We start from the raw sequence: 12,427 nt of genomic DNA, 5'->3' as shown, positions 1-12,427 counted from the left end.
AACGGGCGCCGACTCGATGAGTGGGCGCCCGTCGCTAAAGGGGAAATAACAAACCCGGCAGATTATTCCGCCGGTTTTGCTTTCTCACGCAGTTTGATGTGCAGGTCACGCAGTTGCGTGTTGCTCACTTCACCCGGTGCTTGTGTCATTACACACGCAGCCGACTGAGTTTTCGGGAAGGCAATCACTTCACGGATGCTGGTTGCGCCCGTCAGCAGCATGATCAGACGATCCAGACCGAATGCCAGACCACCGTGTGGTGGCGCACCGAACTTCAGTGCGTCGAGCAGGAAGCCGAACTTCTCACGCTGCTCTTCTTCAGAAATACCCAGTACACGGAATACCGTTTCCTGCATCGCTTCGTCGTGGATACGGATAGAACCGCCACCCAGTTCGCAGCCGTTCAGTACCATGTCATAGGCACGTGACAGTGCTTCCAATGGGGCCTTTTCCAGTTCTTCTGGCGAGCAGCTTGGTGCGGTGAATGGGTGGTGCAGCGCAGTCATTGAACCGTCGTCGTTCTCTTCGAACATTGGGAAATCAACAACCCACAGAGCAGCCCACTCTTTGGTGTACATGTTGAGGTCTTCACCCAGCTTGCAACGCAGTGCGCCAAGGGCTTCGTTCACGACCTTAGTTTTGTCTGCACCGAAGAACACGATGTCGCCGTTCTTAGCGTCCAGCTTCTCCATGATCTTCATGGTGTTGTCGTCACCAATGAACTTGATGATCGGAGACTGAAGACCTTCTACGCCTTTCTCGATTTCGTTGACCTTGATCCAGGCCAGACCTTTCGCACCGTAAATACCAACGAACTTGGTGTATTCGTCGATCTGCTTACGAGACAGCTCAGCACCACCTGGTACTTTCAACGCTGCAACGCGGCACTTAGGATCTTTCGCGGGCGCTGCGAATACTTTGAAGTCGATGTCCTGCAGGAATTCTTCAACATCAACCAGCTCCATCGGAATACGCAGGTCTGGCTTATCAGAACCGTATTTGTTCATCGCTTCGGAGAACGGCATGCGTGGGAAATCACCCAGGTCGACGCTCAGCTCTTTGGCGAAGATGTCTTTGATCATGCCCTGAACCATACCCATGATTTCGTCTTCATTGATGAAAGACGCTTCAATATCGATCTGGGTGAATTCTGGCTGACGGTCGGCACGCAGGTCTTCGTCACGGAAGCACTTAGCGATCTGATAGTAACGGTCGAAACCAGACACCATCAGCAGCTGCTTGAACAGCTGTGGCGACTGCGGCAATGCGAAGAACGAACCTTCGTGAGTACGGCTAGGTACCAGGTAGTCACGCGCACCTTCTGGGGTTGCACGAGTCAGAATTGGCGTTTCGATATCGAGGAAGCCATTGTCTTCCAGGAAGCGGCGCGCTGCAGAGGTTACTTTAGAACGGAAGCGCAGCTTTTCCTGCATTTCAGGGCGACGCATATCCATATAACGGTACTTCAGGCGAACGTCTTCACCCACGTCGGTGTAACCGTCGAGAGGGAATGGAGGCGTCGCTGCCTTGTTGAGTACATTGATCTCTTTACCCAGCACTTCGATCATGCCGGTTTTCATGTTCTCGTTGGTGGTGCCTTCAGGACGACCACGAACACGACCAGTAATCTGAACAACGAACTCAGAGCGAACACTGTCAGCGGTGTTGAATGCATCAACGGTATCCGGGTCGAAAACGACCTGTACCAGACCTTCACGGTCACGTACGTCGAGGAAGATGACGCCACCGTGGTCACGGCGACGATGTACCCAACCGCAGAAGGTTACGGTCTGATCAATCAGTGTTTCGTTGATATCACCACAGTAATGTGTGCGCATCGTTCGGTCCTAAGTCAGTCTGGGAGGCCGCTGAACGCCCTTCCCTGTCATCGAAATCCGCCTGGCGCGGTGGAGTTCCGCCGGCAAGTCAGTAAAAGCCGCGCATTATAGCGGATCTGACCAGCCGCGTTAACCGTCTGGATAGGGTCGTAAGGGTACTATTTCACTGTTCCATGACACTTTCACACCTTGAGATAGCATGGGCACACAGTAAGCTTTGCAGCCATACAGAAATAACAATCAACAGAAGGTATTCGAGCTATGCAGTCTTATTCAGAGAAAGTCGTTGTTGTCACCGGCGCAGCGTCCGGCATCGGCCGCGCACTCGCTCAACAGCTCAGCATGCAGGGCGCTAATCTCGCTCTGTCGGACGTTAATATGGAAGCTCTGGAAGAGACCGCATCTATCCTGCGTGGTACTGGCAAAGTCACCCTGCAGAAACTCGACGTTGCAGATCGTGGTGCATGGGAAGCCTATGCAGAACAGGTAAAAGCGGACCATGGTCAAGTCGATATGATCATTAACAACGCAGGTGTTGCTCTGTCTGAAACAGTCGAACGTATGAGCTATGAAGACATGGAGTGGATCGTCAACATCAACTTCTGGGGTGTCGTCTACGGTACCAAGTCGTTCCTGCCGTTGCTGAAAGAACGTCCTGAGTCTGCCATCGTCAATGTTTCAAGCATCTTCGGCATCATTGCCTTACCGACGCAAGCGGCATACAACGCCACTAAATTTGCAGTTCGCGGCTTTACTGAGTCACTGCGTCAGGAGCTGAAGGGCACCAACGTCTTTGTGACCACCGTTCACCCGGGTGGCATCAAGACCAATATCGTTCGCAATGGTCGTATGAAAACCAGTATGACTGGCGACAACCAGACGCTGGAGCAGCAAGCGAAACACTTCGAAAAAATTGCTAAAACAACCCCAGCGCAAGCCGCTGACACCATTTTGGAAGGCGTTAAAGGCGGTAAACGCCGCATTCTGATCGGTAGTGACGCTCGCCTGATGGATCGCATCCAACGCCTGTTCCCAGTGCGCTACTCTGACATCTTTGGCTGGGCGTTGAAAAAATTAGGCTGATTTCGTGATCTATGCCTAAAAAACAGGGGTTAGCGGGTTGCTAACCCTTTTTTTTTGCTTAAGAATCGAAGAGCCTGTTAGCACTCATCTCTCTACGCATTTCGGGCAGCCGCTTACTCAAGAAAAGGAAAAACCACTATGGCAGCAAAGAAACCAACGACGGCTAAAGCCGCACCGGCCCGTAAAGTTACAGCCGTTCGTGAAAAATTCACCAAAACTCAGATTCTGAACGAAATTGCAGAGAACACCGGCCTGTCTAAGAAAGAAGTCAGCGCCGTGCTTGATGAACTGGGTATCGTAATCGAGCGCCACGTTAAGAAGCGTGCCGTTGGTGAGTTCACCCTGCCCGGTCTGCTGAAGATCAAAACAGTTAAGAAACCAGCGCAGAAAGCCCGTAAAAACGTGCCAAACCCATTCCGCCCAGGCGAGACAATGGATGTTGCAGCGAAGCCTGCTTCAACCAAGGTAAAAGTTCTGCCGCTGAAAAAACTGAAGGATATGGCTCTTTAAGTCACATCTTCGCAGAGAGGGCTACGGCCCTCTTTTGTTATGCCCGACATTCCTCTCAAAAATCTGCTGACCGAAATTCGCAACTGTGACTTATGCGCCCATGATTTACCACTGGGAGCAAATCCGGTCATTCAAGTCGCCAGTACTGCAAAGATATTAATTATTGGCCAGGCACCTGGCACACGTGTTCATGAAACTGGCATTCCATGGAATGATCCGAGCGGCAATAAACTGCGCCAGTGGTTGCAGCTCTCCGATGACGAATTCTATGACGAAAACCGGATAGCCATTATGCCAATGGGGCTATGTTATCCGGGTAAAAGAAAATCGGGCGACCTGCCCCCACGAAAGGAATGCGCGCCACAATGGCATCACAAAGTCTTTGAGCATCTGCCAGATGTAAAGCTTATTCTGTTGATCGGCCAGTACGCACAGAAATCGTATTTGAACGACGGCTATAAAACACTGACCGAGCGCGTTATGCACGCGACAGAAGCCAAAGCGCCCTTTTTTCCGCTCCCGCACCCGTCACCGAGAAATCAGATCTGGTTAAAGAAGAACCCCTGGTTTGAAAGCAAAGTACTGCCGGAATTGCGTAAAAAAGTACACGATGCTCTTAAAAACTGAGCGTCAGAAAAAGCCTCACCACTGGTCACGCAATTTACGCAAAGCTTTGAATACATCACGATCACTTAATCCCAGGTGCGGAAATTCGGCTTTTAAACCATCAATGACAGCTGGGTGATGTAATCTCAAAAACGGATTATATAAACGCTCCTGCCCCATGGTCATCACAGGCATGTCGTCGGGTTCCGTTTCTGCAACCGATGCCTGCCAGTCACTGGCATCGTTATTCTCAGGCTCACGCGTTAATGCGAACGCCAGGTTATTCTTCATGTAATCATGCCCCGGATACAGCAGAGTATCGTCAGGCAGCGGCATCAGCTGTGAAACAAATGAATCGTACATTTCGTCAACGTCACCACCATTTCGACAATTACCGGCGCAGGCATTAAATAACGTATCACCCGAAAAAAGGACCGGTATTCCGCCATTGTTTTCTGCTTTGACAAGCAGGCACAAATGAACCGGAGTGTGGCCGGGGGTGAATAGGACATGAAGTTTCAGTGAGCCGAGTTCGATCACATCACCCGCGACCACGCCACGATTTACATTGGGTATTCTTACCATGGCGTTCTTGTGCGCAATAATTTCCGCGCCCGTGACCGCCACCACCGCTGGGTTACCCTCGACGTGATCATGATGTTCGTGCGTATTAATAATATATTTGATGGTGTAGCCCTGCTCTTCTGCCAAGGCCACCATCGCATCACCATCTAAAGGGTCCAGAGCGATGGCTTCTCGAGTTTTTTCACAACCAATCAGGTAATTGAAATTACGTAACGGGTTGTTCATATAACGTCGAAAAACTTCCACATTCACCTCTTACCAGTACACAGTGTCCTGAATATCATCGTCTGCTTCAGACTCTTTAATGAAGTGACTGTTCAATAAGTTAATCATTTCTTCGGAGCGCTCTTTTAGCTCTTCGTCAGAAAAAGCTTCCGCAGGGCTATGCCCCCAGACCGGTCCTGGCCAGGCAGGATCAGTTTTGAATCGCGCTACATGGTGAACATGAAGCTGGGCAACAACATTCCCGAGCGCGGCGATGTTCATGGAATCAGATGCGAAATGATCAGCCATCTTCTCTGCTACAAATGCAGACTCTTCCATTAGCTGGAGGCGGTCTTCTTTCTTCAGGTGGTAATACTCGAAAACGTTAGAGCGGGATGGCACAAGAATCACCCAAGGGTAACGGCGATCCTTCATCATAAGTACTTTGCACAAAGGCAAGCGGCCCAAATACACGGTGTCGGCTTGCAGGCGTTCATCTAAGCGGAACATAATCTCTCCTGTTTATTGTTTTCATGATAAATCGCCATACGCGCAAGGTCACTAGGGCACCTCTAAATAATGCAGTCACGCAGCGCGTGAGTGCTATAGTGCTTCAGATCGCGGCCTTGATCGAAGGTAGTAACGAGTCCTTGGCGAGATCAACTACAAAGAGATGACATGCCTACTGTCCACGCCCTTCGGGGCCTTCAGGAAAAACGCCATTTCTTTGTTGCAGCTTTTCGATGTAACCCGTTATATCTTCAAAGTAGCGCCTTGAACTGTCATTTTTCCTGAAAGCCGCTGTCATAACTGCATTAATCAGAGGTGCCCTGGAGGTCCGCTATAAATGCCCGAATTCATTGCTCTTCCGGCCATAAACGCCATTCCGAAAGACCAGTGGGATGCGCTCTTACCAGCTAATGCTGGGCCGTTTCTGCGCTACAATTTCTTGCATGCTCTGGAGTCCAGCGGCTCCGTCTCTGCAGACACTGGCTGGACGCCGAGCCATCTGGTCAGCCTTGATGACACCGGGACTCCCAATGTTGTTCTCCCTGCCTATATTAAAGACCACAGTTACGGAGAATACGTATTCGACTGGCAGTGGGCAGAGGCCTACGCCAGTTATGGCATGCAGTATTACCCAAAGCTTCTGCTAGGCGTCCCGTTCACGCCGGTTCCGGGCCCACGATGGTTAAGCACCACACCGGTGGGCACCCAAAGCCTGGCCCAGGGCTTATCAGACTTTTGCTCGAGTAAGGGGCTGAGTGGCTGGCACATGAACTTCCCCGCTGGCGAACTGACTCCGGACGCTAGCGCATCGGAACGAAAAGGCTGCCAGTTCATCTGGAGGAACAATAACTTCAGCTCCTTTGACGACTTTCTGGCAACGTTCGCCAGCCGTAAACGTAAGAACCTGCTAAAGGAGCGCCGCCGGATCACAGAACAGGGCTTAAAGGTGTCACGCTTCGAAGGCGAAGGCATCACACCCGAAATGATTGATATCTTCTACCACTGCTATTGCGATACCTACTACCGCAGACGCTCTCATCCTTACCTTACGCCCGGTTTCTTTCACCAACTCAGTGAGACCATGGCAGATTCGATGATGCTGGTGCTCGCAGAAGACGAAGAAGGCCCATGCGCTGCTGCCCTTTGTTTCTTCGACGACAACGCACTTTATGGCCGCTACTGGGGTTGTCTGCGCGACTACGATGGCTTGCATTTTGAAGCCTGCTATTACCAGGGGATTGAATTCTGCATTGAGAAGAACCTGGGTATGTTTAACCCGGGTACTCAGGGAGAACACAAGATCAGTCGTGGCTTCGCCCCCGAGTTCACACGAAGCTACCATTGGCTCGCACATCCGGAATTTCACGACGCTATTGGCAGATTTACGCGTGAAGAAGCGGCGTACATTGAAGAATACGCCGCAGCTGCCTCAGAAAGACTGCCGTTCAGGCGGGATTGATCTGGCTGTCTCATCCCAGCTTTGCTATAACCCCACCCGGAGGTAATTATCATGGCTATGAGAGCGTACAAAGTTCAGGACATTGTTGTATTCGCATCACGCGGTACCGAAGCGAAACTTCTGGCTGCGCCAGAGTTGCGCCCGGCAGAAGAGTGGCGCGAAGACGTAGCCGCGTGGGTAGCGCTGCGTGCCGAGCGCGCACCAGAACTGGATGACAGGGTGGACGCCAGCAAAACTGAGCCGTATATCCATACCAGCCACTAACCTATCGTCAGGCGGCTTCTACAAAGGACGTCCCGTTCCCGATATTAAGACAGCAGCCATGTAACGACGGCTGCCGTACTGACACATCGCCGCCAGATTCTCCAGACTCACAGGCACATAGATATTATCAACCGCCGCCTGATCCAGCGTATCATCGACATCCGGGTCATTGATGTAAGCAAAATCTTCATCCATCGCGACCAACCACACCCAGTGCGGTGCCTTGTTCCGGTTCATCCGGTACGTACTGATCAAGAGCAGAATACGATGGCCAGACTTTAATGCCTCTCTGAGTGTCTCAACCGTAAATTGCGATACCTCAGAGGATATCCCCGCACCTTCACATCGATGGCTGAAGTCATCACTGACAAGGCGCAGTACTTCGCGCTTATGCTCATTCCGGACGCCCTCGATAAAAGGCACCGACTCATCAGACATCCAGATAGCCGCATCAAAACCGCGTGCCTGAGCAGCAAGAGCCAGCCCCTGTGCAGAGCAACCGCCATGACCTGTCGTCAGGTAGATGGTTGTTGCTTCCCGCCAGATATTCAGTTCACACAGACGCGACAACTGAAACCCTGACTGCAGACTGCGCATCGCCATCATTAATGCGGACGGACCGCACGTAAACGGCGTTGTCTGACCGTAGAAAGGCAACTCCTGAGGAACGACACGCATCGTGCTAAGGTGTTTCTCCAGTCTCCAGCCCGCACTGCCGTCTTCGTAATAACCGGGCAGGAAGCGAATTCTCCGATACCCAGTCGATTCATAGAGGTACAGAGCGCCCTCGTTATCATCACGAACCTCCAGGCGCATGAAAAATACTCCGCGGAGCATCGCCTGAGCCTCTGCATGATTCAGCAACTGACGCGCAAGTCCACGCCCTCGTGCCCTAGCTGCCACCGCGATGGAATACAGCCGCGCCAGCGAGGTACCGCGATGGAACAGCACCAGGATGTAGGCCAGAAGGCCCTTTTCGTCTTCATGTACCCATAATTCAGAGTGGCTGGAACGAATGAAATGGCGAAAACGACGAGGCGTCAGCCGGTCGCCCGGGAAAGCCTCCTCTTCAATAGCCGATAACGCGGGAACATCTGCCGATGTGGCTAACCGAAACGTCATATACTGAACCTAAAAATGAAACAGCAATCTGAAGGCGCATAGTAGAACTGAACACAGCGAATCGCTACGGCTGTGCTCACGAGAAATATCACTCCAGACGAGAAGAAAAACTTGATGTTGTGATGCGCCAGCGAGAACTATCATCTGGCTCAGTTTTTCATTTTCTAATACACAAAGAGTCACCAATACATGAAGCCACTGCTCGTACTCGTTGACCAGCTCAGTGACTGGCAGCCCTACTACCCAACCCGTCAGGTCATCACCATTGGCGACTTTCTGGCTGGGCAGACCGAGGCTCGCGGCTATGTTATCAACCTATGCTCGGATTACTCTTATCTGAGTACGGGATACTACGGCTCGCTTCTCGCTGAGGCGCGCGGCGGCCAGGTGTTCCCCGGCGTTCGTGCCATTCGTGAACTAAACAATTTCGAGCAGGGGCAGCCACTTCCGACGAAAACCAGCCGCATTCTCGAAGCTGACCGACGCTCAGGCAAAAGTAACGCAGACCTTGTGCACCTACGCGTGTATTTCGGACAAACAGAGAACGCTTCTCTGAGGCCCGTTGCCCGCAAACTGTTCGAGACATTTGCCTTCCCTATATTCGATGCCAAGCTTCAACGCGTGCACGAAAACCTGTGGATCATCGCCTCGTTAAACGTCGTTGCAATCAACGAGCTCAACGAAAGCGATCAGACCCGGTTTGCAGAGTCTCTGGACACGTTCAGCTCGAAAATATGGCGGCTTAAACGCATCAACAAGCGTTATAAATATGATCTGGCGATTCTGGTGAACCCAGAGGAGCAACTGCCGCCCTCCAATAAGGGCGCATTAACTGCATTTGAAAAAGCCGGTAAAGACATTGGTTTAAACGTTGAGCTGATCACCTGGAAAGAAGCCCATAGAATTGCCGAATACGATGCACTCTTTATCCGTGAAACGACAAACGTCGATCATCACACGTATCGCATTGCACAGCAGGCTGAAAATGCTGGGCTCGTCGTTATCGACAGCCCTCGCGACATTATGCGCTGCTCTAACAAAGTCTACCTCCACGAGTGCTTGCAACTGCATCAGGTAGACACACCAGAAACGCGGCTATTGATGACTCAGCAAGACTATAACATCGACCACCTCATCGAAGAGCTGGAGCTTCCGATCATCGTGAAAGTACCAGACGGCGCCTTCTCAATTGGTGTAGAAAAAGCAAAAACACGGGAGGAGCTACAAGAGTGTATCAGTCGCCTTGGTCAACGCTCTGCCTTGCTCTTACTGCAGAAATTTATGCCAACCGAGTACGACTGGCGTATTGGTATTTTGAATGGTGAAGCCATCTACGCCTGCCGGTATTTTATGGCCAAAAGTCATTGGCAGATTTACAACCACAGTGCCCGATCAAAATCGAACAGCTCTGGGAATGCTGATGCCTTTGCTATTCATGATGTGCCTAAAAAAGTCATCAAAACCGCATTAAAAGCAGCGCGCTGTATGGGAGATGGGTTTTATGGGGTTGATCTGAAATCCAGCGGTGATCGGGTCGTTGTCATTGAGGTCAACGACAACCCAAGCATAGACAAAGGTGTTGAAGACCTTAATGAAGGTACGGCACTTTATCAGAAAATCATGCAGACATTTCTGGCAAGGTTGGATGACATTAACGGGCGCTGAAGCGCCCGTCCTTCTACCACTGCTGGGGTAGCCCTTTGGTTTGCAGAAGGGCTGCTACATCCATCATCAATGCGATAGACACATGCACCAGAACACCACCCCAGATAGACCGTGACATAAGGGCAAGCACCCCGAGAAAAAAGCCGAACAGAATCGCGCCAAAGGACTCCGGCCATAGCTTCGGGAAGTGCAGCATCAAATACGGCAAACACATCACCGCAATCGACAGACTACCAAACTGGCGCTTCAGGCCATTTACCAGATATCCGCGAAAAAAGAATTCAACGGCAATAAACTGAAGAACATAAATCACTTCCCAGCTCAGCAAGTCAAACCAGCTTCGATGGGCTTGATTATAAAAGGGGTAATGCTGTGAAAAGTCATCACCGAAACTGGCGATGATTGCAAACACGAGAATCGGCGATGCTAACAAAACATAGCCACGCCAGTGGTGATGGACATTGCCCCACTGCCAGCCATACTCACTCAGTGAATCTTTGAACCACCACCGTATGGCCAGCATTGGAATAATGAGGAATCCAAGCAAGTTTATGCTGCCCCACCAGATATATCCCAGTAATTCGCGGTATTCGTAACGATGGTAGTCACGATATATCGAGGGATCAGACATCACTTCGGAAAACCACTTCACCAGCGCGGTCAGGTTACTGCTGTATTTTCCGTAATGCACCAGAAGCAGACACACACAGGCAATACCGATGATCTGCCAGACACGTATACGCTCTTTCGCTTCTTCCGCAGGCGATAAACCGGCCGGTTTACGCTCTTCATCAATTGCATTGAGTTGGCTGAAAAGAAATCCCGGCGTCAGCCAGTGTAAAAATCCCATGCTGCTGTTCCATTTGTGTCTTCAATAGCCCCTACAGGCAAACTAAAGTACATCATTAAATTACGCCATAGTTCGCCCGTATGGCTCGCGGTCCAACGAGAAATATCCACCGCACTGTTCTCTTGAAGTGCGTCACACACACGGTCGGTCGCGTCATCAATATTACCGGGTTGATACCTAAACCGGTCTGGATACTGTTCGCGATAGCATAACGCGTCAGGAACTACAGGCGTTGCGCCAGCACTCACCGCTTCAATCATCGATAGCCCCTGAAACTCATGATCCGCTGTGCTGATCACAACCCGAGCACGCTTTAATAAGGTTTCATACTCATCCCGCGGGACCATACCATCGGCAACAATCCGTGCGGCATGCTTCTCCCGTATCGCAGACAGTTCGCCCGGCACCTTCTCAGGCCGTGGCCCCAACAGCGCCAACTGAAAATTCACGCCGCGATCAGCTAACGTATCAAGCACTGCTTCGAATCGATCTGGACGCTTGTCGTATTCCCAGCGGTGATTCCAGAGAATCATCGGCGTCGTGTCCGTTTGCGCTGGAATCGTATCAGTATTTACTGTCTCGACAGCGACAGGTAAAACCGAACTCTTCGCTCGTAACTCATCGACAACATGGTCGGGGATGGCATCAGGTAATTTACGCAGGAGCTCTGTAACTCCCTCCAGCATCGACTCAAGATTAAAGCGCGAATTAAACAAACAACGTTCCGATGACAGAGCCCCGTATAACTGAACCATCTGAGGGTCAATCGACGAGTGCTGACGGTCCCCCACCGGGTAAGCAAACTGATTTTCATGAAAATAGAGAGTAACGGGAATATCTGCCAGTTCAGGATGCAGCCCTTTGATGGTGGCGATATCCACCATGGATGTTGCGAGAATATGATGGGGCTGCTCTTGCTGGAGTGCGTCCCGAAATTCTGCCATCCACGACAAAGGGTTACCCCGGATACGCCATCGGAAGTAACGGCCAGGAAGTTCGAAGATTCTAAGCCGCACCGGGCAGTCCTGCTGATTCGAGAGCCAGTTAACCCAGCTGGCGTGACTTTCGGAACGATATGCTGACAGTAGCCAGACCAGAGGACGCTCGGGCATTTACTCAGATCGCCATTTGCGAGCGGTCAAGCTCCTGCTTGGCGGAGTCAGACGCCTGGTTAATTTCCGACAGGCGTTTTTCGAGTCCGGAGATATTCTCTCGTTGCTGACGTATCTGCTCGTTATAGCGGTCTGCACCAGTTTTCATCTCATCAACAATGGCTTGAGCGCGGTTGCGGGCATTTGGCCCCGCAATGGACTTCGCCAGCTCGGATTTTTCTTTGATCATGCGCTCACGTTCCTGTTGCAGGTCGCTAAGCTTCTTCTTCGCATTCTTCAGGTCACGCTGCACACGAATTTTGTCGTTACTGCGAGAAAGCTCATCGGCCATCCCTTGTAACTCCGCTTCAGAGGCGCCTCTCGACGGTTTGCTGGTATCAACCTGGCGCTCTTCCTTAACCGAGTATTCTGACGGGCATGGCGTTTGTGAGAACAGGGTCTCGCCCGCTGCTGATTTACAGACATACACTTTCCCCGCGTGCACCGGCAGAACAGCCGAAACCACGACCATACCAACCAGCAGCAAACTACCACGCATATTAAGACTCCTTGTTATCAGAAATGTTGGCGAAAAGGCCTGGATTCGCCCTGCGCTTACCTGTGAACTGACTATACTTGA

General features: G+C 51.3%; 13 protein-coding genes. 6 read left to right on the top strand and 7 right to left on the bottom strand.

All coding sequences use genetic code 11. From position 1 onward, the window contains the following. Positions 1 to 62: 62 nt before the first annotated feature. On the bottom strand, positions 63 to 1,838 hold the full coding sequence (gene aspS / locus BW941_RS14260) for an aspartate--tRNA ligase (protein ID WP_076517185.1): 1,776 nt from the start codon (positions 1,836 to 1,838) through the stop codon (positions 63 to 65). Positions 1,839 to 2,099: 261 nt separating this feature from the next. Here aspS and BW941_RS14255 point away from each other — a divergent pair, with 261 nt between their 5' ends. The 3 genes from BW941_RS14255 (at position 2,100) to BW941_RS14245 (ending at position 4,058) form a co-directional block, all read left to right on the top strand. Continuing rightward, positions 2,100 to 2,921 (top strand): SDR family NAD(P)-dependent oxidoreductase, encoded by an 822-nt coding sequence (locus BW941_RS14255; protein ID WP_068439995.1) that lies wholly within the window; start codon positions 2,100 to 2,102, stop codon positions 2,919 to 2,921. A gap of 138 nt (positions 2,922 to 3,059) precedes the next feature. Further along, positions 3,060 to 3,431, top strand: coding sequence for an HU family DNA-binding protein (locus BW941_RS14250; RefSeq protein ID WP_076517183.1), 372 nt, complete (start codon positions 3,060 to 3,062; stop codon positions 3,429 to 3,431). A gap of 39 nt (positions 3,432 to 3,470) precedes the next feature. Next, positions 3,471 to 4,058, top strand: coding sequence for a uracil-DNA glycosylase family protein (locus BW941_RS14245; RefSeq protein ID WP_076517181.1), 588 nt, complete (start codon positions 3,471 to 3,473; stop codon positions 4,056 to 4,058). 15 nt (positions 4,059 to 4,073) lie between these two features. On the opposite strand, the gene BW941_RS14240 is transcribed toward BW941_RS14245, so the two are convergent. Both BW941_RS14240 and BW941_RS14235 read right to left on the bottom strand, forming a co-directional pair. Continuing rightward, the gene (locus BW941_RS14240) at positions 4,074 to 4,868 is read right to left on the bottom strand and encodes a hydroxyacylglutathione hydrolase (protein WP_076517179.1); all 795 of its coding nucleotides are present in this window, start codon (positions 4,866 to 4,868) and stop codon (positions 4,074 to 4,076) included. A gap of 9 nt (positions 4,869 to 4,877) precedes the next feature. Continuing rightward, on the bottom strand, positions 4,878 to 5,336 hold the full coding sequence (locus tag BW941_RS14235) for an HIT domain-containing protein (RefSeq protein ID WP_076517177.1): 459 nt from the start codon (positions 5,334 to 5,336) through the stop codon (positions 4,878 to 4,880). A gap of 337 nt (positions 5,337 to 5,673) precedes the next feature. Between BW941_RS14235 and BW941_RS14230 the strand changes: the two genes are divergently transcribed. Together BW941_RS14230 and BW941_RS14225 are read left to right on the top strand one after the other, a co-directional pair. Then, the gene (locus BW941_RS14230; protein WP_076517175.1) at positions 5,674 to 6,795 is read left to right on the top strand and encodes a GNAT family N-acetyltransferase; all 1,122 of its coding nucleotides are present in this window, start codon (positions 5,674 to 5,676) and stop codon (positions 6,793 to 6,795) included. A 51-nt stretch (positions 6,796 to 6,846) separates the two neighbouring features. Then, positions 6,847 to 7,059 (top strand): hypothetical protein, encoded by a 213-nt coding sequence (locus tag BW941_RS14225; RefSeq protein WP_068437543.1) that lies wholly within the window; start codon positions 6,847 to 6,849, stop codon positions 7,057 to 7,059. 18 nt (positions 7,060 to 7,077) lie between these two features. Here BW941_RS14225 and BW941_RS14220 read toward each other — a convergent pair whose 3' ends face one another. Beyond that, positions 7,078 to 8,181: a GNAT family N-acetyltransferase/peptidase C39 family protein gene (locus tag BW941_RS14220; RefSeq protein WP_076517172.1), complete on the bottom strand. Its 1,104-nt coding sequence runs from the start codon at positions 8,179 to 8,181 to the stop codon at positions 7,078 to 7,080. Positions 8,182 to 8,370: 189 nt separating this feature from the next. On the opposite strand from BW941_RS14220, the gene BW941_RS14215 reads away from it, so the two are divergent. Then, entirely contained in the window at positions 8,371 to 9,846 is a 1,476-nt protein-coding gene (locus BW941_RS14215) for a RimK family ATP-grasp domain-containing protein (protein WP_076517170.1), read from the top strand. Positions 9,847 to 9,859: 13 nt separating this feature from the next. Here BW941_RS14215 and BW941_RS14210 read toward each other — a convergent pair whose 3' ends face one another. From BW941_RS14210 to BW941_RS14200, 3 genes are read right to left on the bottom strand one after another with little or no spacing between them, the layout of a single operon-like run. Continuing rightward, a complete protein-coding gene (locus BW941_RS14210; RefSeq protein ID WP_084189006.1) occupies positions 9,860 to 10,696 on the bottom strand; it encodes a CPBP family intramembrane glutamic endopeptidase in 837 nt (278 codons plus the stop codon). Then, positions 10,675 to 11,808 (bottom strand): tRNA-queuosine alpha-mannosyltransferase domain-containing protein, encoded by a 1,134-nt coding sequence (locus tag BW941_RS14205; protein ID WP_076517168.1) that lies wholly within the window; start codon positions 11,806 to 11,808, stop codon positions 10,675 to 10,677. The genes BW941_RS14210 and BW941_RS14205 overlap by 22 nt, the downstream gene beginning before the upstream one ends. A 4-nt stretch (positions 11,809 to 11,812) precedes the next feature. Further along, entirely contained in the window at positions 11,813 to 12,346 is a 534-nt protein-coding gene (locus BW941_RS14200; RefSeq protein WP_076517166.1) for a DUF4124 domain-containing protein, read from the bottom strand. Positions 12,347 to 12,427: the final 81 nt, after the last annotated feature.

This window comes from Thalassolituus maritimus, assembly GCF_900156675.1.
GTDB lineage: Bacteria > Pseudomonadota > Gammaproteobacteria > Pseudomonadales > Oceanobacteraceae > Thalassolituus > Thalassolituus maritimus.
The sequence above is the reverse complement of the archived record's forward strand: the minus strand, read 5'-3'. Positions and strand labels throughout refer to the sequence as shown.